This window comes from Bordetella genomosp. 8, assembly GCF_002119685.1.
Taxonomy (GTDB): domain Bacteria; phylum Pseudomonadota; class Gammaproteobacteria; order Burkholderiales; family Burkholderiaceae_B; genus Bordetella_C.
On the sequence record NZ_CP021108.1, the window covers coordinates 2,284,154 to 2,306,561 of the forward strand.

Annotated in this window: 22 protein-coding genes; 11 read left to right on the forward strand and 11 right to left on the reverse strand. The window is 66.0% G+C overall.

Going from position 1 to position 22,408, the window contains the following annotated elements; translation table 11 throughout:
* Positions 1-229 precede the first annotated feature (229 nt).
* From CAL12_RS10560 to CAL12_RS10600, 9 genes are all read left to right on the forward strand, one after another.
* Positions 230-970: an IclR family transcriptional regulator gene (locus CAL12_RS10560; RefSeq protein WP_086064433.1), complete on the forward strand. Its 741-nt coding sequence runs from the start codon at positions 230-232 to the stop codon at positions 968-970.
* A gap of 214 nt (positions 971-1,184) precedes the next feature.
* Positions 1,185-2,015 (forward strand): IclR family transcriptional regulator, encoded by an 831-nt coding sequence (locus tag CAL12_RS10565; protein WP_086064434.1) that lies wholly within the window; start codon positions 1,185-1,187, stop codon positions 2,013-2,015.
* A gap of 62 nt (positions 2,016-2,077) precedes the next feature.
* The gene (locus tag CAL12_RS10570; protein ID WP_086064435.1) at positions 2,078-3,019 is read left to right on the forward strand and encodes a dihydrodipicolinate synthase family protein; all 942 of its coding nucleotides are present in this window, start codon (positions 2,078-2,080) and stop codon (positions 3,017-3,019) included.
* Positions 3,020-3,022: 3 nt separating this feature from the next.
* Positions 3,023-3,712 carry an SDR family NAD(P)-dependent oxidoreductase gene (locus CAL12_RS10575; RefSeq protein WP_086064436.1) on the forward strand — a complete coding sequence of 230 codons (690 nt, stop codon included), beginning with the start codon at positions 3,023-3,025 and terminating at the stop codon, positions 3,710-3,712.
* Between the two features lie 38 nt (positions 3,713-3,750).
* On the forward strand, positions 3,751-4,611 hold the full coding sequence (locus tag CAL12_RS10580; RefSeq protein ID WP_232464774.1) for an ABC transporter ATP-binding protein: 861 nt from the start codon (positions 3,751-3,753) through the stop codon (positions 4,609-4,611).
* A complete protein-coding gene (locus tag CAL12_RS10585) occupies positions 4,604-5,467 on the forward strand; it encodes an ABC transporter permease (protein WP_086064437.1) in 864 nt (287 codons plus the stop codon). Before CAL12_RS10580 ends, CAL12_RS10585 begins: the two co-directional genes overlap by 8 nt.
* A gap of 33 nt (positions 5,468-5,500) precedes the next feature.
* A complete protein-coding gene (locus CAL12_RS10590; protein WP_086064438.1) occupies positions 5,501-6,574 on the forward strand; it encodes an ABC transporter substrate-binding protein in 1,074 nt (357 codons plus the stop codon).
* A 22-nt stretch (positions 6,575-6,596) separates the two neighbouring features.
* On the forward strand, positions 6,597-7,433 hold the full coding sequence (locus CAL12_RS10595; protein ID WP_198298425.1) for an SDR family NAD(P)-dependent oxidoreductase: 837 nt from the start codon (positions 6,597-6,599) through the stop codon (positions 7,431-7,433).
* Positions 7,434-7,571: 138 nt separating this feature from the next.
* Positions 7,572-8,180 (forward strand): cysteine dioxygenase family protein, encoded by a 609-nt coding sequence (locus CAL12_RS10600; protein WP_086064439.1) that lies wholly within the window; start codon positions 7,572-7,574, stop codon positions 8,178-8,180.
* 2 nt (positions 8,181-8,182) lie between these two features.
* On the opposite strand, the gene CAL12_RS10605 is transcribed toward CAL12_RS10600, so the two are convergent.
* From CAL12_RS10605 to CAL12_RS10630, 6 genes are all read right to left on the reverse strand, one after another.
* Complete coding sequence (locus CAL12_RS10605) at positions 8,183-9,121, reverse strand: succinylglutamate desuccinylase/aspartoacylase domain-containing protein (RefSeq protein ID WP_086064440.1); 939 nt, start codon at positions 9,119-9,121, stop codon at positions 8,183-8,185.
* 52 nt (positions 9,122-9,173) lie between these two features.
* On the reverse strand, positions 9,174-10,196 hold the full coding sequence (locus CAL12_RS10610) for a Bug family tripartite tricarboxylate transporter substrate binding protein (RefSeq protein WP_086064441.1): 1,023 nt from the start codon (positions 10,194-10,196) through the stop codon (positions 9,174-9,176).
* Positions 10,197-10,396: 200 nt separating this feature from the next.
* Positions 10,397-11,311 carry a LysR family transcriptional regulator gene (locus tag CAL12_RS10615; protein ID WP_086064442.1) on the reverse strand — a complete coding sequence of 305 codons (915 nt, stop codon included), beginning with the start codon at positions 11,309-11,311 and terminating at the stop codon, positions 10,397-10,399.
* Between the two features lie 136 nt (positions 11,312-11,447).
* On the reverse strand, positions 11,448-12,152 hold the full coding sequence (locus CAL12_RS10620; RefSeq protein WP_086064443.1) for a dienelactone hydrolase family protein: 705 nt from the start codon (positions 12,150-12,152) through the stop codon (positions 11,448-11,450).
* A 13-nt stretch (positions 12,153-12,165) separates the two neighbouring features.
* Positions 12,166-13,878: a rhodanese-like domain-containing protein gene (locus CAL12_RS10625; protein ID WP_198298426.1), complete on the reverse strand. Its 1,713-nt coding sequence runs from the start codon at positions 13,876-13,878 to the stop codon at positions 12,166-12,168.
* A 20-nt stretch (positions 13,879-13,898) separates the two neighbouring features.
* Entirely contained in the window at positions 13,899-14,894 is a 996-nt protein-coding gene (locus CAL12_RS10630; RefSeq protein ID WP_232464775.1) for a Bug family tripartite tricarboxylate transporter substrate binding protein, read from the reverse strand.
* Between the two features lie 123 nt (positions 14,895-15,017).
* On the opposite strand from CAL12_RS10630, the gene CAL12_RS10635 reads away from it, so the two are divergent.
* On the forward strand, positions 15,018-15,950 hold the full coding sequence (locus CAL12_RS10635; protein ID WP_198298427.1) for a LysR substrate-binding domain-containing protein: 933 nt from the start codon (positions 15,018-15,020) through the stop codon (positions 15,948-15,950).
* 44 nt (positions 15,951-15,994) lie between these two features.
* Here the strand turns inward: CAL12_RS10635 and CAL12_RS10640 are convergent, their stop codons facing one another.
* The 4 genes from CAL12_RS10640 to CAL12_RS10655 all read right to left on the reverse strand — a co-directional run bounded on the left by CAL12_RS10640 (position 15,995) and on the right by CAL12_RS10655 (position 20,899).
* Complete coding sequence (locus tag CAL12_RS10640) at positions 15,995-17,371, reverse strand: MmgE/PrpD family protein (RefSeq protein WP_086064446.1); 1,377 nt, start codon at positions 17,369-17,371, stop codon at positions 15,995-15,997.
* Positions 17,368-18,408 (reverse strand): Bug family tripartite tricarboxylate transporter substrate binding protein, encoded by a 1,041-nt coding sequence (locus CAL12_RS10645; RefSeq protein ID WP_086064447.1) that lies wholly within the window; start codon positions 18,406-18,408, stop codon positions 17,368-17,370. Before CAL12_RS10645 ends, CAL12_RS10640 begins: the two co-directional genes overlap by 4 nt.
* Positions 18,409-18,551: 143 nt before the next feature.
* Positions 18,552-19,625 carry an alanine racemase gene (gene alr, locus CAL12_RS10650; protein WP_086064448.1) on the reverse strand — a complete coding sequence of 358 codons (1,074 nt, stop codon included), beginning with the start codon at positions 19,623-19,625 and terminating at the stop codon, positions 18,552-18,554.
* Positions 19,622-20,899, reverse strand: a complete 1,278-nt coding sequence (locus tag CAL12_RS10655; RefSeq protein WP_332459334.1) for a D-amino acid dehydrogenase — start codon at positions 20,897-20,899, stop codon at positions 19,622-19,624. Before CAL12_RS10655 ends, alr begins: the two co-directional genes overlap by 4 nt.
* A 112-nt stretch (positions 20,900-21,011) precedes the next feature.
* Here CAL12_RS10655 and CAL12_RS10660 point away from each other — a divergent pair, with 112 nt between their 5' ends.
* Entirely contained in the window at positions 21,012-21,476 is a 465-nt protein-coding gene (locus CAL12_RS10660; protein WP_086064450.1) for a winged helix-turn-helix transcriptional regulator, read from the forward strand.
* Positions 21,477-21,516: 40 nt separating this feature from the next.
* Here the strand turns inward: CAL12_RS10660 and CAL12_RS10665 are convergent, their stop codons facing one another.
* Complete coding sequence (locus CAL12_RS10665) at positions 21,517-22,389, reverse strand: NAD(P)-dependent oxidoreductase (RefSeq protein WP_086064451.1); 873 nt, start codon at positions 22,387-22,389, stop codon at positions 21,517-21,519.
* Positions 22,390-22,408 lie beyond the last annotated feature (19 nt).

Below are 22,408 nucleotides of genomic sequence, written 5' to 3' on the forward strand. Positions count from 1 at the left end.
AAGATTTTTTGGAATTGCACGCGCTGCCTCCACCTCTCTGCGTCTCTGGAATGCATGGACGCTTGGATTGCCGCTGGTGCAATATCGAAATAATAGAACTGAGTCCTGTTCTACGCAACTGAAAAATAAAACAGAGTCCTGTCTAGTGGAATTATGCTCGCGTGCGACAATCTGTCCCTCTGCGAACGGTGCCCTGTGGGTGAGCCCTGTGGTGAGCAAAAAGGAAAGCATGGCTGAGTCGAAGTCCGAACCGGAAGACAAGGGGGTCGCCGCGGTCAGTCGCGCCCTGAGCCTGCTGGCCGCTTTCCGGAAAGACGACTACAGCCTTACCCTGACCGAGCTGTCGATACGCGTCGGTCTCTACAAAAGCACGGCGTCCCGCCTGATTGATACCCTGGTGCGGGAGGGATACCTGTATCGCATCTCGGACGGCAGCTATCAGCTCGGCGCCAAGCCCCTGCAATTGGGCGCCATCTTCCAGCGGCAGATGCGTACGGCGGAATACGTTCCGCCTTTCCTGCATCGGATCGTCGAGGCATTGGGAGAAAGCGCGTCGTTCTACATTCCGCAGAACGAGGGGCGGCTATGCCTGCATCGCGTCAGCGCCAGCAACCAGGTGATCGTCGACTCGGTGCGCGAGGGCGATTGGCTGCCGCTGGAAGGGGGCGCCACCGGGACCATACTGCTGGCATTCCGTGGGGAGCCCGGCAAGGAAATGGACGACGTGCGCGTGCAGTTGTGGGCAGCTACATTCGGGGGCGCCCACCCGGAAATGGCGGCCGTGGCCGTGCCTGTATTTGGCGCGCAGCAAGTGCTGCTGGGCGCGCTCAGCGTATCGGGTCCACGATACCGGCTGGAAGCGCGAGGGGCGGCGTCCATGTGGCCCACGCTGATGCGTGCCGCGCGTGAACTGACTGCTTTGCTGGGCGGCGACACGGCCGCGTTTGACGCCCGCCTGGCTGCTGTTTGATTCCGGCTTCCCGATCCGCGGATCGCTTCCCGGGTTTCCACCAATACTGCGTGCCCGCAGCTCGCTTTAGACTTTTCATTAAATAAATAAGAGTTCGCATTCCGAACTTGGATACGAACTTTTCGCCGTCGAGCCCTGCTCGATTTTTTTGGCGAAGAATATAAATAAAAGTTCGCATTCCGAATTAACTGGTCTGCGGATGTCAGGAGACAAGATGGCGTTGGAAGAAAAGCCGGATCCGGCGGAAGCCAAGAACCTGGTGCAGTCCCTGGCCAAGGGCTTCCGCATCCTGGAAGCGTTCACCTCGCAGGAGCCCGAGTTGACCATGGCCGACGTAGCCAGGCGGGCGGGCGTGGACAACGCGACAGCCTTTCGCTTCCTGAACACGCTCGTGGCGATCGGCTACGTGCAGCGGGTCGAAGGCACGCGCAAATTCCGCCTTTCGTTGAAGGTGCTGGACCTGGGCTTCCACGCGATCGCCCGATCCGACCTGCGCGCCCGCGCGCGGCCCATCCTGCGTGGGCTGGTGGGCGAGGTGAACGAGGCCGCGTCGGTCGGCGTGCTCGACGGCCCGGAAGTCATGTACGCGGAGCGGGTGCAGGCGGGGCTGACGCGGCTGGCCGTCGATATCCGCATCGGCAGCCGCGTTCCTGCTTACTCCAGCGCGGTAGGCCAGGCCATCCTGGCGTGGTCGGACGACGACACGCGCAAGGAAGTGCTGCAGGCGCGACCGCTGAAGGCGCTGACCGCCACCACCATCACCGACGTGGATACCTTGCTCGCGCGGTTGGACGCGATACGCAAGCTCGGCTATGCGGTCTCCGACCAGGAAACCGTGTCCGGCCTGTATGTCGTGGCCGCCCCCGTGTTCGACCAGGATGGCGTGCCCGTAGCGGCGTTGAGCGTTGCCGCGCCGGCCATCCGGACGACGCTGAAGGACTTCGTGGACTCGACGGCGCAGCCCGTCGTGCAGGCCGCGAATGAATTGTCGAAAGCCTTGGCCACGATCGGAAGTTTCGCGCCGCACCGTTTGGCCGGCGGCTGACGCCATCCATCACAAGACCATTACGCCAGAAAGGCGTAGCCCATTCACGCACGGAGACAACCTTGGCAAAGATCGACTATCACGGCATCATTCCCGCCATCGCGGTGCCTTTCAACAAGGACTACAGCATCAACGAACCCAACCTGCGCCAATTCGCGCAGTGGTTGGGCAGGCAGCCCGGTATTTCCGCCCTGATGACCAACGGCCATACAGGCGAGGTCTTTTCGCTGACGCCGCGCGAGCGCGCGCAAGTCACGCGGATCACCGCCGAGGCCGTGAAAGGCATCTGCCCGGTGGTTTCCTCGGTGGTGTGCGAAGGCATCAACGACGCGGTCGAACAGGCCGGTTGGGCGAAAGAGGCGGGCGCGGACGCGCTGGACATCATGCCCCCGCATCATTGGCTGCGCTTCGGCTTCAAGCCCGAGCATTGCCTGGACTACTTCAGTGCGATCGGCGAAGCGACCCGGCTGCCCCTGATCGTGCACATCTATCCGGCCTGGACGCGCGGCTCGTATTCGACGGACCTGCTGGCGGAACTGGCGCGCATGCCGCATGTGGCCGCGTTCAAGATGGGCGAGCGGGAAATGAACAAGTACGCCCGCGACATCAAGGCGATCCGCGAAGCCGATCCTTCCAAGGCCTTGCTGACCTGCCATGACGAGTACCTGCTGGCGTCCATGGTGCAGGGCATAGACGGCGCCCTGGTCGGCTTCGCCTCGCTGGTGCCGGGATTGATCAACGACCTGCTGCTGGCGGTGAAGAAGGGCGATCTGAAAGAGGCCATGCACGTGCAAAGCCTGATCACGCCCCTGAAGGACGCGGTCTATGGCAGCGGAGAGCCGACGGGTGAAGCCCACGGCCGGATGAAGGCCGCCATGGCCATGGCGGGGATCATTGCCGACGGTACCGTGCGGCCGCCGACGCATGCACCCAGCAAGCAGGAACTGCAGGTGATCGAAGAGGCCCTGCGCCACGCCAACCTGCTCAAGAAGTCGGCGGCCTGAGCCATGGGCAGGCACGCGGTGGTCTCGGGCACCAGCTCCGGCATCGGGCAGGCGACCGCGCGTCGCCTGCTGGAGGATGGCTGGACGGTGACTGGGCTGGACCTGACGCCTTCGACGCTGCGCCACGACGCGTTCCGCGGCACGGTTTGCGACCTGCGCGACCTGGGGACCTTAAAGGAGGCCTTGAAGCAGGCGCAGTCGGCCTCGGACGGCGTCCATGCGATGGTCCATTGCGCCGGCCACATGAAGACGGCGCCGCTGGGTTCGCTGGACCCGGACGCCAGCCTGGAGATGTGGCGCGTGCACGTACTGGCCGCGCAGGCCATGGCGGACGTACTGCTGCCCGGCATGCCGGACGAAGGTCGGGTGGTCCTGATCGGCAGCCGGACGGCCAGCGGCGCGGCGGGACGCAGCGAGTATGCCGCGTGCAAGTCCGCGCTGACGGGCATGGCGCGTTCCTGGGCCCAGGAGGTCGTCAAGCGCCGGATCACCGTGAACGTGGTATCGCCGGCGGCGACACGGACCGCCATGCTGGACGATCCCGCGCGCGCCAAGGCGCCGCCCGTGCTGCCCCCGATGGGGCGGTACATCGAGGCCGATGAAGTCGCGGGCACGGTGGGATTCCTGCTGTCGCCGGGCGCCGGCGGCATCACTGGTCAGAACATCGTGATCTGTGCGGGTGCTTCGTTATAGCGGCCCGGGCGCACGATGAATGCTGGAGGAGACTGAATATGAGAAATACCCTGGCCGTCGCGCCATCGATGTCGGCGGCGAATACAGCCTCGCTGAAGGTGGTGGACGCCGCCGCTGCCCCGCGTACCGAGCTGATACGCATCCAGAATGTGTCGAAGACCTATACGACCGCGTCGGGCGATGCGGTGCACGCGGTCGACAACGTCGATCTGTCCATCACCGATGGCGAGTTCGTCTGCATCGTCGGTCCGTCGGGATGCGGCAAGAGCACGCTGTTGCGCATGCTCGCGGGTCTCGACAGCTACGACGACGGCAGCCTGACCCTGAATGGGGTGGACGTGACCGGTCCGTCGGGTGACGTCGGCGTGGTCTTCCAGGCCGCCAATCTGTTGCCCTGGATCACGGTGCGCGAGAACGTCGCCTTGCCCTTGCGCGTGGGTGGCCGGCGGGAGTCGGCCGAGCAGCGCATCACGGACCTGCTGGCGATCGCGGGCTTGAAGGACTTTGGCGAACGCTACCCCTACGAGCTGTCGGGCGGCATGCAGCAGCGCGCGGGCATCTGCCGCGCTCTGGCCCGCGATCCCGGGATCCTGCTCATGGACGAGCCCTTCGGCGCGCTGGACGCCCTGACGCGCGAGCGCATGAACGCCGAGCTGCAGCGCATCTGGCAGGCCAATGCGAAAACCGTCGTCCTCATCACCCACAGTATTTCGGAGGCGATCTTCCTGGCCGACCGCGTGGTGGTGATGTCCGCGCGGCCGGGGCGGGTGCTGCGCGAGATCGAGATCCCCATTCCGCGTCCCCGGACCTTCGATTCCATCGTCAGTCATCCGGAGTATGCGCGGCTGGCGCGCGAGATCCGGGCACTGTTGAACGAGCAGGAGAGCACACATGAGTAATGCGGCCTTGCAACCCATGTCAGCCGCCAGGAAGTCAGCCGCGACGAAGGCGAGTCGAACGGAACCCCGGCGCGTCAAACGATCCCTGGACGGTTCGGCGATCGCGCTTGCCGGCTTCGTGGTGCTGATCGCGCTGTGGTTCTTGAGCGTGCGCTTCCTGCACGTGCCGTCGTATATCCTGCCCGATCCCATGAAGGTGCTGCATGCGCTGTGGGCGGGGCTGGCCGTCGATCCCACCAGCGCCACAGGCTTCTATCGTCCGCTCTGGAGCACCTTGAGCAATGCCGCCCTGGGGTTCCTGATCGGTTCGGTCACAGGCCTGGTGCTGGGCTCCCTGATGGCGGAAAGCAAGGTGGTGGAAAAGCTGGTCATGCCCTACGCCTTCGCCTTGCAGAGCCTGCCGAAAGTCGCGATCGCGCCGCTGATCGTGATCTGGCTGGGCTTCGGGGATAGCAGCAAGATCGCCATCGCCGCGCTGCTGGCCTTCTTTCCGCTGCTGATCAACAGCTTTACGGGCTTGCGTGCGACCGAGCCGGAACGCATCGACCTGATGCGTTCGCTGTCCGCCACCCGTTTTGAGATTTACCGCATCGTCAAGCTGCCCAATGCCGCGCCCTTCATCTTCGCCGGGCTGGATATGGCCGTGGTGTATGCGCTGCTGGGCGCCATCGTGGCGGAATTCCTGGGCGCGCAGCAGGGCATGGGTGTCGCCATTACGCAGGCGCAGTCGGTATCGGACGTGGCGGGTGTCTTCGCCCTGTTGATCATCCTTGGGGTGATGGGGGTGTTGCTGCACGGCGCGGTGAATCGCATCGAACGTCGGGTCGTCCATTGGGCGCGCCGCAACAATCGCTGATGCACCTACCAATCAAAACATAAAGGAGACAACATGCAGATCACACGCAGGGAGTGGATGCTGGCGACCAGCGCCTTTGGCGCCGCGCTGGCACTGGCGCCGAAGCGCCTGCTGGCCGCCGAGCTCAAGCCGGTGCGTTTCGGTATCGGCCAGAAGGCGATGGCGCCGAACGTCATCAATTGCGTCATTGGCGAGGTGCTCGGCTTCAACAGGGAAGAAGGGCTGACGATACGGCCGCAGGCGCTGGGCGGAAACTCCAACGTCCAGGTGGCGGTCGACCGTGGCGACGTCGATATCGGCATCGGGGTGCCGTCCTTCGGCCTGCCGCTGCTGGCGAAGGGGGAATGGAATACCTCGATGAATTACTACGAGTACACCTATCCGTACAAGTGGGACATCGTGGTCAAGCCGGGCTCGGACATCAAGTCCTACCAGGACCTGAAAGGCAAGAAGATAGGCGTGTCGGATTTCGCGGCCACCGATTATCCGGTCACCAAGAATGTGCTGAAAAGCCTGGGCATCGACCCGGAGAAGGACGTCAAGTTCGTCGCGGTCGGCAACGGCGTGCCGGCGGGCGTGGCGCTCGAACGCGGCGCGATCGATGCGCTGTCCTATTACGACACCGGATTCGGCCAGATCGAGGCCGCCGGTATCGCGATTACCTTCCTGAAGCGGCCGGACAAACTGCCCATGGTGGGCGGCCAGTTCCTGATGGCGCGCAAGGAGACGTTCAATTCGCAACGCGACATGCTGGTGGGCTATGGACGGTCGGTCTGCAAGGCGTCGCAGTTCATCCTGGCCGATCCGGACGCGGGCGCGCGCGCGTTTCTCGCCATGTATCCGGAAGCGGCCCCGCGCGGGAGCGGCAAGGCCGAAGCCGTGAAGTCGATCCTGAACGCGATCAGCCGGCGGATCAAGCTGTACAACCCGCCTTATCCGAACACGAAGATGGGTGCGATCAACGAGACGGAGTTCCAGCAGGAAGCCGAGCTCAACCAGCTGAATATCAAGGACTTCAAGACCTTCTACACGAATGGCCTGATCGACGATATCAACAAGTTCGACGTGGCGAAGATCCAGGCCATGGCGAAGTCGTACCAGGGTTGATATGGCGTCTGGGGAAGACGATATGAAGCTCCGCGGCGCCGACAAGGTTCTTGCAGGGAATCAGGATGTCGACGAGATTCTGGGGCTGCGGGGCAAGGCCGTGCTGGTCACCGGCGCTGCGTCCGGCCTGGGCGCCGCGACGGCCCGCGCCTTCGCCGAAGTGGGGGCCCGTGTCGTGCTCGCCGACATTTCCCCCGCGCTGGACGCGCAGGTGGCCCGCTTGTCCGACGAAGGATACGACGTTAGCGCGGCGGTGCTGGATGTCTCCAGCGAAGCGGATTGGCGGGCCGTGGCGGATCAGGTGCGAGCCCGCCATGGCCGGCTCGATGTGCTGGTGAACAATGCAGGCATCATCGTCCGCGGCGGTCTGGCGACGCCGCTGGACCGCTGGAACCAGGTGCTGGCGGTGAATGTGACCGGCGCGTTCCTGGGCATGCGCACCATGGCGCCGCTGATGCCGGATGGGGGCGACAGTGCCATCGTCAATGTGTCGTCCACCGCGGGCCTGATCGCGCATACCGATGCGTCGTACACCACCAGCAAGTGGGCCTTGCGCGGGCTGACCAAGGCGGCCTCGCTGGAGCTCGTGGCGCGCGGCATCCGGGTCAATTCGGTGCATCCCGCCACGATCGCGACGGCCCTGACCGACGCCGCGCCGCCCGGCCATCTCGAAGCCAACCGCCACGCGATCCCGATGGGGCGCGAAGCGAGCCCGCAGGAAGTCGCGCGGACCATCGTTTTCCTGGCCTCGCGGCAGGCGTCCTTCATGACCGGCGCCGAGCTGGCGGTGGATGGCGGGCTGAGCACGTCGGGAGTTGCCTGGATGCGGCGGGCGTTTCAGCAGGCGTGGACGTCCTAGCCGGCTTCTGCCAAGCCCCAGCATGCGGCGGTATATCGGTTTTCCCGATAATTAATAATCTATAAATACTATTAGGGGGGGCGGATGTTTGTTACCGTTCCTTCGTGATGGATGTGTACCGCTACAAGGACCAAGAAAATGACGCTCAAAACCGAACGGCAGGCGCTCGTGAAGGAGACGATGGCTGACCTCCAGCGCATCCTGGGAGACGGCCAGCCCGACCGCGCCACGCTGGAAAAAGTCAGCCAGCGCCTGCAAGTGCTTGCTCAGCGCGCGGACCTCTTTCCCGTGGCCGAATTCCCGGAGCCCACCAAGGAATCCGGCGCGACGTCCTCGCGCTATCTGTTGGGCCAGGAATCGGAAGAGGGCATGACGCTCTATCTGAACGTCATCATCCCGGGCAAGGACACGAAGCCGCACGACCACGGAACCTGGGCGGTGATCGTCGCTGTCAGTGGCGAAGAACTGAATCGCATCTACCAGCGCGTGGATGATGGGAGCAATCCCGAGCAGGCCCGCCTGGAGCAGGTGCGCGAGTACGTGGTGAAGCCCGGATCGCCTATCAACTTCCTACCCAGGGACATCCACAGCATCCATGTCGACGGCAACCAGACGGTGCGGCATTTCCACCTGTACGGCCAGCCCCTGGAAACGTTGACGGGCCGGCTGGGTTACGACCTGGAGACCGGCAAGGTGTCGAACTACAACAAGAACTTCATGCGTCCCACCGTCGGCCGCGACGCGTAACGTCAAAGATCCCGGGCGAGCCGCATCACGGTGACCCCTGGCTTCAGTTGCCGTAGCGAAGGCATGATCAGGGTGCATTGATCGTAGGGCGTGGTAATGGCTTCGCCGTCTGCCCACCCCAAGACGGTGCCGCGGTCCGCCAAGGTATCCAGGCACTGCCAAGGCCGGGCAAAGCGGAAGTCCATGGACGGCGCGACGATCGCGTCGGTCACCCGCAGTACGCGCTGTGCTGGCGGATCGGGCGACAGCCATCCGGAGGGGATGTCCTCCGGGTCGGCAATGCCGGATGCCAGCAGCATGCGCGCCACCATGTCGCATGCGACGGTGCGGGAAGCCAGGTCGCCATGGAAGCCGCACTCGATCAACAGCGCGCAGGCGTCGTCGCGCGTGGCATCGCCGAACTGCGCGAAATCGCGCATGCGGACGCCGTCCTTGTGGCCGGCGTCGACGATCACGTGCGCCGGCGCCTTCAGTTCGCGGGCCAGGGCGATGTTGCGCGGTAGCACGCCCGTCAGCAGCAGCGGGGCGCTGGGTTCGTGCATCGAATGCAAGTCCAGCAGCCACTCCGCGCGCTCCACCCAGGGGCGCAAAGCGGCGGCGCGCCTGCTGTCTGCCGTCAGGGGACGATCCAGCCGATCGGCGCTCCACACCCGATTCATGTCCTCGTCCACGAAGCGCGAGGCGTCGTGATGGGAACGATCGAAGCGGTCGAAGGCGTCCAGATTGCAGAATGCCAGCACCAGGCCACCGCGGCGCGGCCTGAAGCCGGACGCGAGCAGGTCCTTGAGCGCCCAGGCGCCGCATAACTCATTGCCGTGCAGCAGGGCCGACAGCATCAGCGTGCGGCCCGGCGCGCCGGAATCGAAATGCCACACGCCCGCCGTTCCGGTGTTGCCGACCCGCTCGCTGGCCAGGTCGGGCGTGGTGAGTCTGAAATCCATGAATCATTCCCCGGGACCGCCGCCGCGGCGCGGCGGGATTGTCGCTGTTACGTTATTGGGCTTCGATGTGGGCGGCCTTGACCAGCGCGGCGTACTTGGTGGTCTCCGTGGCCTGGTACGCCGCGAGATCCACGCCGGGCTGGGCCACTTCGGCGCCGGCGTCCCGCATTTTGGCCTGGAACTGGCTGGACGCCAGCGTGTCCTTCAGCGCCGCGCGCAACCTGGTCACCACTTCCTGCGGTAGCCGTGGCGGGCCGTACAGGCCGAACCAGACATTGATGTCGACGGACTCGAAGCCCGGCGTCGCGGCCAGGGGAGCGATCTCGGGCGCGGCGGAGGAGGTCTTGGTCTCGGTAAGGCCCACGGCCACGATCTTTCCTGCGCGGACCTGCGGCAGGGCCGATGACAGGACCAGGATGCCGAAGTCCAGCTGTCCGCTCATCAGGTCGGTGACCATGGGCGACACGCCCCGGTACGGAACATGGCCGACCTGCGTGTGCGTGGATTGGTTGACCATCTCGCCGGCCAGATGCAAGGCCGTGCCCACGCCGGACGATCCGAAATTGTAGGTGCCGGGCGCCGCGGCGCGCACCTTGGCCAGATAGTCGGTGGCGTTCTTGACGCCGGTTTTGGTGCTGGCGGCCAGTACCATGGGTTGCGAGGCGACCAGGCCCACGGGTGTGAAGTCGGTCGCGCCGTTGTATTGCACCGCCGTGTTGATCATGCGGGCAATGACCATTTCATTGGTCGCGCCCAGCAGCAGCGTGTAGCCATCGGGCTCGGCGCGCGCGACGCGTTGCGCGCCTATCGTGCCGCCGGCGCCGCCCAGGTTTTCCACCACGACCGACTGGCCCAGGCGCTTACCCATTTCCTCGCCCAACAGCCGCGCGGTCAGGTCGACGCTGCCGCCGGCGGGGTAGCCCACGATCAGGGAAATGGTGCGGGCGGGGTATTCCGCGGCGAAGGCGGCGGAGGATGCGGCAAGCGCCGAAGTGGCGCACAGATAGGCGAGCGTCCTGCGCAAGCCGTGCGCGATGGATGGCTGGCGGGGTCGCCGGCAGGCGATGGCTGTCATGGTTTTCTCCCTTGGGACCGATTGAGCGGATAAGCCGCCTCTTGGAGCGTCTTGGAGCGTCTTGGAACGTCTCGGAACGCAGGGCTATTGTCAGGCTGGCACGATCGCAGGTCGTGCCGAAACGGCACAAAGGCGTGCCGTTTGCGCAAGGATGTCTCGTGTATCTGATACCTGCCTATCGCGGCGTTGCCGCGACGGGCTCAAGGAAGGCGCCGGGCGGTCGCCGCCCACGCGGCTTCGGCCAACTCGGACATGCGGGCGCGTGGCCGGTACAGGCGGACCTCGAAGGCAACCTCGTCGCCGCGTCCGCCCAACGCGGTCAGCGCGCCTCGCCGGCACTGGCCGACGACCAGGGACCATGGCAGCCACGCCACGCCCAGTCCGTTGGTCACGGCGGTTAGCGCGGCGTCCAGCGAATCGGTGCGCATGAAGGGAGACAGCGCGTAAGGTGTCGTCTCCAGGCGGTCGCCCAGGATGCGCGCCATCGCCAGGCCGCCGGCGTAGTCGATCAGCGGCGTAGGGTGGCCGCCTTCGCGCAAGGCGTGGCGCGGATTGCCTCGAAGATCCACCTGGCATACCGGCACCAGCTTGTCGGTCGCGAAGGTGATGTATCGGTAGCGCTGCGGGCTGAGCGCCACCGACATGGCGGGATGTTCGTAGCAGCACAGGACGTCCACCTTGCCGTGCTCCAGCCTGGTGGTGAGGTCCTCCATCCTGCCTGTCGATAGTTCCACCCGCGTACCGGCCGTCAGCACCTTGGGGGCGCGATGGCGCAAGCGGGCGATCCAGTCGGTGACCAGCGTCCTGGCCAGGCTGCGTCCGGTGGCGATGCGCAATACCGCATCGCCGCCGGCGAGGGAGCCACGCATCCGGTTGCGCGCGACGCTCATGTTCTCGACCACTTGCAAGGCGGTCTTCAGCAGCGTTTCGCCCTCTGGCGTGAGTGTCGCCGGTTGCTGGCCCCGGTATACCAGAGGCGTGCCCGCCCAGGTTTCCAGCGCGCGTATGCGGCGCCCGAAGGCGGGATGCGTAACGTGACGCGCCTCCGCCGCGCGCACGAAGCTGCCGGTTCGCGCCAGCGCGATCAAGTCTTCCAGGAGTTTCAGGTCAGGCATCGGGGATATTTTCGGGCGCCGGCTGCGGGACGCAGGCCACGCTTCCGTATAGCACGCCGGGCCGCCCAGTGGCCCGATCCCCGATGCTGCAAGCGGTCAGGTACGCCCGCGTGCCTGGGTGTCGTCCCCCCCAGGATCAGGATAGGGCGCGCCGCAGCAGCTCGAAGGTGTGCCGGTTCGCTTGAGCGGCGGAATCCGGTTCGAAGGGCGGCTGTCCCGCGCGAGCGAATCCGTGTCCGGCCTTGGGATACACCAGCACCTCCAGGTCTTGTCCGTCCTGCTTGCGCCGTCGCATCTCGTCGGCATAGCGCAGCGGCACACGTTCGTCCAGCGCGCCGAAGTGGAACGCCGCCGCACCCCCAATGGCCGGGGTTTCGTCGAAATAGTCGTCCAGGTCGATGCTGTAGTAGCCGACCGCGGCGTCGACGGCGTGGCGGGCGGCGGTCAGGAAGGCGATTTTTCCGCCCAGGCAGAAGCCCACCATTCCGACCCGCCCGTTGCTGGCCGGATGCCGCCGCAGGTATTCCACGCAGCTGACCGTGTCCTGCACGGCGGCGTCGAAGTCCATCTTGGCGTACAGCGCGCGGCAGACCTGTTGCGAGGCCGGCGTGTATTCCAGGTAGGTACCTGGCGCCTGCCGCCAGTACAGGTCGGGCGCCAGCACCAGGAAGCCCGCGTCGGCATACTGCTGCGCGGCGGCGCGCGCCCAATCGTTCACGTTATAGGCTTCCGCCAGGAAAATGACCGCGCCGTGCGCGCCCGGTTTCCAGTTGTCCGGTTCGACCTGCCAACCCTGGAAGGTCCTGCCATCTTGCGCGGGGATGTCGGTGAAGTTTGCCATGCGTGCGTCTCCTTCAGGCGTGTGCTTTTTCCGGCGGGCGGGGCATCGAGAATGTATATCCGTCTACCTCCAGCTGGGCGAGCAGGCCCTTTTCCCAAGCCAGATAGCGCTGCATGGCTTCCTTGTTGCCTCTGCGCCGGTCGTGCATCCAGTACAGGGTGTCGATGCGTGCGGCCTGTGGCAAGGCGTCTTCTTCCTGGCTGGCGACCGCGTGGCCGTCGAGTCGCCATGCGTCGATGCCGCCGCGCACCACTTTCACCCGCTCCTGGTGACCCGGGACGAGTTCCCGGAGATCCAGGGCGGCGAGTTCCGCGGCACGTCCATCGTGCGAGAACAGCACCAGCGTACGGTCCTGCCGCAGCAGATCGGCCACGGGTGCCAACGCCGCGCGGCTGGCCCATATCGACCCTGGAGGATGGGCCTGCAGGTAGTCGGCGCTGCGATCCAGGCTGATCGCGATCGCGCCTTGGGCAATGGCGGCGGCGGCTTCGCGCGGGCTGATGTGCGCCACGTCCGAAACGGCGACGCCGGTGTCGCCGGCTTGCGTGGCCACCGTTACACGGGCCGCTTCGTCTGCGCTTTTTGCCCCGCTGTTGAGCAGGGCTTGTGCGGCGGTGTCGGGCTGCTGCGCCCGCCCCGCGTCGCCCTGGTAGATCAGGGTATACGCATCCCAGTTCATGCAGCGCAGCCAGTGGCAGACCACGGCGGACCGGGTCCCATCGCTGTCGATGACGACCACGCGGGCGCCCAGGGTGCCCAGCCAGCGGTCGGTGGCTTGCAGGAGTTGCCCCCCGGGCGCATGGCGGGCGCCTTCGTAGTGGCCGGCGTTGTATTCCTCCGCGGTGCGCACGTCGAGCAAGAGGGTGGTGCGCGCCGGATCGGCCAGCCATTGCCGCACGGTGGACGGTTCCAGCTGGGTGACGCCGTATTGCTGCCGGATGCGTGCCGCGCGCTGTTCAGCGCGCTGCCGGGTTTGCGGTGTGGGCGATTCGTAGCCTTGCAGCAGGCCGGCCTCCAGGGGCAGGCCGGCCAGCTTCCAGCCATGGTTGCCGTCGGCGAGCGCGACGACGCGATTGGGGACGCCGGCGTTGATCAGCGATTGCGCGCCGATGATGCCGCGCGTGCGTCCCCCGCAGGCGACCACTACCAGCGTGTCCCTGGATGGCACCAGATCGTCGAATCGATAGATCAGCTCCGCGCTCGGGCAGCTTGCGGCGCGCGGCACATGATTGGCCGCGTGCTCGTTCACGGTGCGGGGGTCCAGGACCTGTATGTCCGCTTCCTTTTCCAGCAACGACGCAAGTTCCCGCGGACCGATGCTGGGCGTGTGGAAATGATGCTCCACCCATTCGCCGAATGCCTTGCTGGCTACGAAAGTGCCCTGGAACAGTTGGTGGCCGGCGGCTTCCCAGGCGGCGATGCCGCCTTCGAACACGGCAACGTCGGTATATCCGATGGCCCGGAGGCGGCGGGCGGCGCGCGCGGCGATATCGCCGCCATGGTCCACCGCGACCACCCGGCAGGTCTTGCGCGGCACCAGGACAGGGGCCTGAAGCTCGAGCAGGCTATAGGGAATATTCACCGCCAGGAGCATGTGTCCCATGCCGAACTGGCCTTCTTCGCTGACGTCCACCAGCGCCAGTTCATTGCCGTCGCCCAGCATGGCTTTCAGCTGGGCCGCGGATACGGATCGTGGTTTTTCGCGTTCGACAGGGGAAGCGGACATGCCGGAATATTCCTCGATGGTCATTGTTCGGCCTGGATGTGGGAAGCCTTGATGGCCTTGGCCCACATGGCTTGTTGGTCCTGCAGATAACGAGCGAAGTCCGCAGGCGTCCCGCCCGCCGGCTCGACGCCGATCTGGGACAGGGATTCCCGGACGTCGGGTTCACGCAGGATGTCGTCGACGGCGTTATTGAGCGCGCGGACGATGGCGTCGGGCGTCCCCTTGGGAGCCATCAATCCGTACCAGGAGGGCGCGTCGAAATCGTCCAGGCCGGCCTCCTTGAATGTCGGGACATCGGGCAGCTCCTTGAGCCTGTGCCCGCCCGACACCGCGATCGCGCGCAACTTGCCGGCCTTGATCATCGGGACGACGGACGAGGCCGTGTTGAATATCATCTGGACCTGCCCGCCGATCAGGTCGGTGACCATCTGCGAGCTGCCGCGATACGGTATGTGCGCCATGTCCAGGCCCGTGCGCAGCTTGAACATCTCGCCCGCCAGGTGCACGGAAGTGCCGACGCCGCCCGACGCGAAATTGATCTTGCCGGGATGCTTGCGCACGTAGTCCATCAGCGAGGCCAGGTCGGACGCCGGAAACTGCAGCGAGGTGATCAGGATCACCGGCGTATCGCCGATGTGCGCCACCGGTACGAGATCGCGCAGCGGGGCATACGGCAGGTTGGGCATCAGCGATGGATTGATCGACAACGTGACCTGGCCCAGCAGCAGCTTCTGGCCGTCCGGCGCGGCTCGTATGACGTATTCGTTGGCCGGGTTGGTGGAACCACCCGGCTTGTTCTCGACGACGAAGGTCTGGTTGAACCTGGCGCCGAGCCTGGCGCTGATCAAGCGCGCGACGCTGTCGCTGCCGCCGCCGGCGCTGAACGGGACGACGACGGTGACGGGGCCGGTCGGGTAGGTGCCCGCGACGGCCGCGCCGTGCGCGGACATCACGATGGGTATGGCCGCCAGCAAGGCAGCCAGGATTTGCCGGGACAGGCGTTGCACGATAGTCATCCTCCACGTTTCGAGACTTCGGTCCCTTGTGATTGTCCGCGGCATCCTAGCACCGGCATAATGGTTTTAAATAATATGCATTTATGAAATAAAATCAGTGAAACTTATATGTGGGTGGAGACGATGAACATTCAACAGCTGCGGTATATCTGCGAGGTGTCCAGGCACGCGCTCAAGATATCCAAGGCGGCGGAGGTCCTGCATACCTCGCAGCCCAACATCAGCACCCAGATCAAGCTCCTGGAAGACGAACTGGGCCTGACGATCTTCCAGCGGCAGCGCCGGCGCCTGGTGGGCGTGACGCCCGACGGGCAGAAAGTCATCGAGCGTGCGCAACGCATCCTGACCGAGGTCAACGAGATCAAGGCGATCGGCGGGGAGCAGCAGCTGGACAGCAGCGGCACGCTGGTCATCGCCGCCAGCCATACGCAGGCCAGGTTCAGGCTGCCGGCCGTGCTGCAGCGATTTCGCGAGGGCTATCCTGATGTACATATCAGCATCCGCCCGGAGAGCGGCCGCGCCATACAGGACGCGCTGGTGGCGGGGTCCGCGGACATCGGCATACTGAGCCAGTGCAACGATGGCGGCGCCGACCTGGTGTATATCCCGTTCCAGACCTACCAGCGCATCCTGCTGGTGAACACCGGCCATCCGCTGCTGCGCAAAAGAAAGGTCAGCCTCCAGGACATCGTGCAGCATCCGATCGTGCTGTATGAGCCTTCGCAGACCGCCGAAACCTTGATGCGCACGCTGGCGCAGCTTCCGCCGCCCGGGCCGGCGCTGCTCAGGGCCACCAATGCCGACGTGGTCAAGGCCTACGTCGAGCATGGGCTGGGCGTGGCGGTGGTGCCCGACCTGGTGTTCGACGCGCGACGGGATCCGGGGCTGAAGGCCATCGCGGTGAGCCACATTTTTCCATCCAGCACGACGTACGTGGCGGTCAGCCGCAAGCACCATCTGCGGCGATATGCCTATTCGTTCATGGAAACGCTGGCGCCGCAGGTGACCCGCGACGTGGTGGAGCGCGCGCTGGCCACGCGCCGGTCCCGGCGCTGAACGGCGAGGCCGCCGGCGGCCGGGCCGCCGCCATGCCATGCCGGCTAGCCGGCTGTCGCGACCAGTCTCATGCACGCCGCCAGGCCGCCAGGTTCGCCGAATCGCGACAACTTATCGAACAAGGCACGGGACTGCGCCACGGTGAACCTGTCCTGGACCAGTTCGAAGAACTTGTGCTCCAGGGTTTCCCATCCCATGGGATTCTCGATGCTGCCGAACGCGTGCGTGACCGACTCGCTGAACTCGCGGCCATCGTCATCGACCACCACCAGCCGCGCGGAGGTCCGCGTGGCGTGTGCATCGGGAAAGAGCTCGACGCGGGCGGCCAGGGCCTGCAAGGCGGCGTCGGAAATCCGCGCGTCGCCGAAATCCTTCATGGTGCAGGCGTGCCCGCCCAGTCCCAGGGCGATGCAGAAGCGCAGGCTGAACTTCGCTTCGGTAGGCGTCTGCGCGCTGGCCCGCCCCGCGATCCTGATGGCGAGAGGATGGATGTGGGCCTGGACGCGGCGGATACGTCCGGGCACGATCCGGCTGGATAGCGCCCGGGCCGCGTCGATGGCGCCGTGTGTCAGCTGGCAGGACGCATAGGGCTTGAAACTGTTCCTGCCCACTTCCCATGGCGGCTCGAGCAGGTCCTGGGCCATGTGGTCCAGCGTCAGATCGCGGTCCTGCAGCATGGTCTGCAGCAGGCCGTCGGGTCCATCGAGGATATCGAGCGGTCCCTGCACGGCGGCATCCGCGAGATCCGCCGCCAGCACCGCGTCGGATGCGGCGCGTCCGGCATTCAGCGGCTTCGCCATCGTTCCGAACGAGCGGGTGTATCCGGTCGCCTGCGAGACTGCCAGGGCTATCGCGTGCGCGGCCTTGATGCGATCGAAGCCGCGCGCGTGCGATACCGCGGTGGCCGCGGCGATACGCCCCAGGGTCGGCGTGGCGTGCCAGCCCTGGCGTGTCAGCCGCTCGCCCAGGCCGTGGTTGCCCAGGCGGGTGCCTGCCTGGAAGCCGATCACGAAAGCCGCCAGCAGGCGATCTTCGGGTATGCGTTGGGTTTCTCCCACGGCGAGCAGCGCCGCCCAGACAGGACCGCTGCCATGCAGGATCGAGGGCACATGGGTGTCGTCGAAGTCGAGGATGTGCGACAGCACGCCATTGCCCAGTGCCGCATCCGCCGCGCTCGCCTGGCCGCCGGTCAGGAGCGTGGCCGCGTCCGTATCCTCGACTCGCCCGACTCGCCCGGCTTGCCGCGCCCGCAGTGCTTTTGCCACGGCTGCGGCTTCCGGTTCGCGGGAGGCGCCGATGCCGACAGCGAACCAGTCGACCAGGCATTGCCGGGCCTGGTCCAGCGCCGTGGCCGGGACACGCGCGGGATCGGTATCGGCGGCGAACGATGCGAACTTCTCGATGAGCGTTGTGGGATTCATTGGTTGACCGAAATGCCCGCGCTTTTGATGATGGGTTCCCAGAAATTCCGATAGGCCCTTATGTTGCTGCCGAACTGCTCGGTGGTCGAATAGAGCGGTTCCGCGCCATTCTGGCGCAGGAACGCCTGGAATTCGGGATCGGTGACGATCTTCCGTATCTCGGCGTTCAGCCGTTGCGTGATCTCGGGCGGAAGTCCCGCGGGTCCCAGCACACCGGCCCAGACCGTGACGTCGCCTTGCTTGACGCCCAGGTCCAGCAATGTGGGTACGTCCGGCAGGACAGTGGAGCGCGTCGCGCCGGTGGTTGCCAGCGCGCGCAGTTTGCCGGCGCGGATCAACGGCAGCGCCGACGGCAGCGTGGCGAACATGGCGTCGACGTGTCCGCCCGCGACATCGGCCATGGCGGGGCCGCCGCCCTTGTAATGCACATTGATGATGTTCAGGCCTTCCGATTTACGGAAGACTTCGGCCGTCAGGTGGTTGGTACTGCCGGCGCCGGACGAGGCAAACGCCAGGGTTCCCGGTTTGGCGCGCGCACGCTTCACCAATTGGGCAAAGTCTTCCTGGTTGGACTGCGGCGTGACCAGCACGGCCGGGAAATCGACCACCTGCGCGATGGGGGTGAACGAACGATAGGTGTCGTAGGGCAGGTTGTTGTACAGGACGGGGCAGACGGCGACTTCATTGGCGGTCGCGAACAGCAAGGTGTAGCCGTCGGGCGCCGAGTTCGCCACGTGCGCCGTGCCTATGGTGCCTGAAGCGCCGCCGCGGTTCTCGACGATCACCGTTTGCTTGAGCGCGGCGCCCAGCCTGGTGGCCAGCGGACGAGCGACCAGGTCGGCCAGGCCGCCTGGCGGGAAGGGGACGACCAGCGTGATCGGTTTGGCCGGGTAATCACCCGGGGCGCCCGCAGCGCCTGGCGCCGTTTGCGGGGCCGGGGCGCTGGCGCCGGGGTTCGCGGCGTAGGCACTCGCCGCGAAGGCGCTCGCGCACAGCGTCGATGTGATGGCGCAAGCCAGTTTGACGGCTAGCTTCATGTTGTCTCCACGTCGTTCTTTTGAAATCTGCTGCGTGGAAAAATAGCAAACCAGCTTGCGGAAGGATAATAATTGTTTATTAAGGAATATAGCTGCGCGTTATAAGTCGCAAGGAAGGTGATGTTGCGGCACAGCGCGTGGGGTCAAGAAGATGTGTGAATGCGCCGTACGCGTTTGACGTTGCTGAGTATCTCGTAGGCGATGGTGCCGGCCGCCCTGGCGACGTCCGACACCGGCACCTGCGCGCCCCATAACTCGACGTTGCTGCCGATGCCTGCCTGGGGATGGTCGGTGAGGTCCACGGTCAGCATGTCCATGGAGACGCGCCCGATAAGTCGGCCGGCTTGGCCATCGATGGCGACCGGCGTGCCGTTGGGCGCGTTGCGGGGATAACCGTCGGCGTAGCCCATGGCGACCAGGCCGACGCGCGTGGGACGAGGGGTGATGAACGTCGCGCCATAGCCCACGGGTTCTCCCGCCGCCAGTTCCCGCACGCCGATGATCTCGCTGCGCAGGGTCATCACGGGACGCAAGGTGGCGCCGGATGCCGGCAGCGGATCCGCGCCATAAAGCATGATGCCCGCGCGGCCCCAGTCGTGCCGCGCATCGGGCCAGGCCATCAGTCCCGCGGAATTGCACAGGCTGCGCGGCCCGGGCAGGCCGGCCGTGGCGGTGTCGAAGCTTTGCATCTGCATTGCGGTCATGTCGCTGTGCGGCTCGTCGGCGCGCGCGAAATGCGTCATCAGCGTGACCTGCGAGACGGCGGGTATGGCTTGCAGGGCCTGGTGCGCCGCCTTGACTTCGGCGCCGACGAAGCCGGCGCGGTGCATGCCGGAATCGACCTTCAGCCAGGCATGGATGCCGGCATCGCTCGCGGTCGAGGCTTCCGCCAGCCAGGCGATCTGGTCGCTTCTATGCATCGCCAGCCACAAGCCATGGCGCACCGCCGTATGCGTTTCCGGGGCATCGAAAGCGCCTTCCAATACCAGGATGGGGGCGTCGATGCCAGCCTGGCGCAGGGCCAGCGCTTCGTCCGTGAACGCGACGGCGTAGCCGTCCGCCAGCCCGGCGAGCGCCCGTGCGCATGCCGCCGCCCCGTGCCCGTAGGCGTCGGCCTTCAGTACCGCGAGGACGCGTCCGCCATGCATCTGGCGAGCGATGGTGTAGTTGCCACGCAGCGCGTCCAGGTCGATGCTCGCATAGGCGGGCCTGCTCATGACGCGTACCTGGAGAACTCCAGTCCTTCCATGGAAATCTCCGGCGTGCGCCCGCAGATCAGGTCGCTGACGACGCGCGCCGAGCCGCAGGCCATGGTCCAGCCCAGCGTGCCGTGGCCCGTGTTCAGGTAAAGGTCGCGGTAGCGGGTGCGGCCGACGATGGGCGTGCCGTCGGGGGTCATGGGACGCAGGCCGGTCCAGAACTCGGCCCGGGCCAGGTCGCCGGCGCCGGGATAGAGGTCTTGCAACACCATGGACAGGGTTTCGCGCCGGCGCGGGTTCAGGCGCAGGTCGTAACCCGCAAGCTCCGCCATGCCGCCCACGCGGATCCGCTGGCCCAGCCGCGTCACGGCGATCTTGTAGCTTTCATCGAGCAGGGTCGAGGTGGGGGCTACCGATGCGTCGGCGATGGGTACGGTGATGGAATAGCCCTTCACCGGATAGACCGGCAGGTCCAGGCCCAGCGGCGCGGCCATCGCGCGCGAGAAGCTGCCCAGCGCCAGTACCGTGCGATCGGCGGCCAGCACTTTGCCGTCGACGCGCACGCCGGTGACGCGCTCGCCCTCGATGGCCAAGCCGTCGGCCTGCGTCATGAAGCGGAATTCCACGCCTTGCTTCGCGGCCATCGCGGCGAGCTCGCGCGTGAACAGGTGGCAATCGCCGGTTTCGTCGTTCGGCAGGCGCAGGCCGCCGGCCAGCGCGCAGCGGGCGTGGGCGAGCGCGGGTTCGGCTTTCGCGACCTCGGCGCCCGGCAATAGCTCGTAGGGTATGCCCGCTTCACGCAGCACCGCGATGTCGCGCTGCGCTGCCTCGAATTGATGGGGATCGCGGAACAGTTGCAGCAGGCCCAGGCTGCGGCCTTCGTATTCGATGCCGGTGTCGTCGCGCAGCGCTTGCAGGCAATGGCGGCTGTATTCGGCCAGGCGGAGCATGCGTGCCTTGTTGATCGCATAGCGCGATGCATCGCAATTGGCCAGCAGCTTGCCCAGCCAACGCAGCTGGAACAGGCTGCCGTCGCAGCGCAGGGCCAGCGGGGCGTGCCGCTGGAACATCCATTTGAGCGCCTTCAGCGGGATGCCCGGCGCCGCCCAGGGCGTCGAGTAGCCGGGCGAAACCTGCCCGGCATTGGCGTAGCTGGTTTCCAGCGCGACGCCCGGCTGCCGCTCCAGGACGGTGACCCGCGCGCCGGCGCGTGCGAGGTAATACGCGGTGGTGGTGCCGATGACGCCGCCGCCCAAGACGACCACATGCATGGCCGATGCCCCTTGTTGTATAGTGAAAACGCGATTCTATATAGGGAACCGCAGGGTTTTTCGCTATATTCAACGGGCTGTGCAGTGGATTTGACTACGCCGTGCCGTCTTTATCGAACTGGAACAGAGAAGAATGCGCGCCCTCGACCGCACCGACTACAAGATCCTCGACGTCCTGCAGAAGGATGGCCGCATCGCCATTACCGAACTCGCCGGCAAGGTGAACCTGTCGGCGACACCGTGTGCCGAGCGCGTGCGCCGGCTGGAGCGGGAAGGCTACATCCTGGGCTACCACGCGCGGCTGAATCCGCGCGCGCTCGGCCGGGAGTTGCTGGTGTTCCTGGAGATCAAGCTTTCGGCGAAGTCCGGCGATGTCTTCGACAAGGTGCGCGCGGAATTGCTGAAGGTGCCCGAGGTGCTGGAATGCCATCTGGTGTCGGGCGAGTTCGACTACCTGGTCAAGGCCAGGCTGACGGCCATGAGCGCGTACCGGCGCTTGCTGGGTGACCTGCTCAAGCGCCTGCCGGCGTCGGCGTCATCGCACAGCTATGTGGTGATGGAGGAGGTCAAGGAGACGCTGGAGCTGGTGCTGCCCTGAGACCCATAAGTCGCGCCGGCCGGCGGCGGGAAGCAGCCGCTCAGGCGGGCCGGCTGGCCCAGTACGCCGGCATCGCCGAGCAATCGCGATTGCCCTGGCCGTCGGCCACGGCTTCGTCGAAGGCCGACAGCGCGGCCCTGGCCACGGGCAAGGGTGTCCGTCGCGATTCTGCTTCGGCCAGCATGAGCAGCAAATCCTTGCGCATCGCATTGATCTGGAAGGTCGGCTCCTGGTCCGGGGATCCCGCCAATGCGGCGACCACCGCCGCCGACTTGGATCTCAGCACGGCAGGCGCCGCGGCCGTGTCGCCGAACAGGTCCATCAACCACTCGGGATCCTTGCCCAGCCCCTGTATCAACGACAAGGCTTCGCCCATCGATTGCCAGAACGTCAGCAGCGGCAGATTGACCGCGAGCTTGGCGATGGCGCCGGCGCCGATCGGCCCGATGTGTTCGACGCGCCGGCATACCCGCCGCAGCACCGGCAGGGCGCGCTCGACATCCGCGGCGTCACCGCCGGCCAGGCCGAGCAATTGGCCTGCTCGCGCCGGGTCCCTGCTGCCGCTTACCGGGCATTCGACGAACGCGGCGCCAGCCCTGCCGGCCTCCACGGCGAGCGCGCGCTGGGTGGCGGGCGCCACCGTGCTCATCTCGATGAACAGCTTGCGGTGGCCGCCCGCGAGCAGGCCCGAGTCGCCGGTATAGACGGCCTTCACCGCGTGGTCGTCGAACAGGCTGGAGATCACCACGTCGCAGTGCATCGCGAGTTCGGCGGGCGACGCGTAACCTGGGTAAGGCGCGTTTGTCCGCCTTTCCGGCTTCCTGTCCCATATCGCGACCACGGCGCCGGTATCCGCCAAGCGGCCCGCCAGTGCGGATCCCATCGTCCCGTATCCTGCAATCCCGATCTTCATCGCTGCTTCCTTCGTCGCG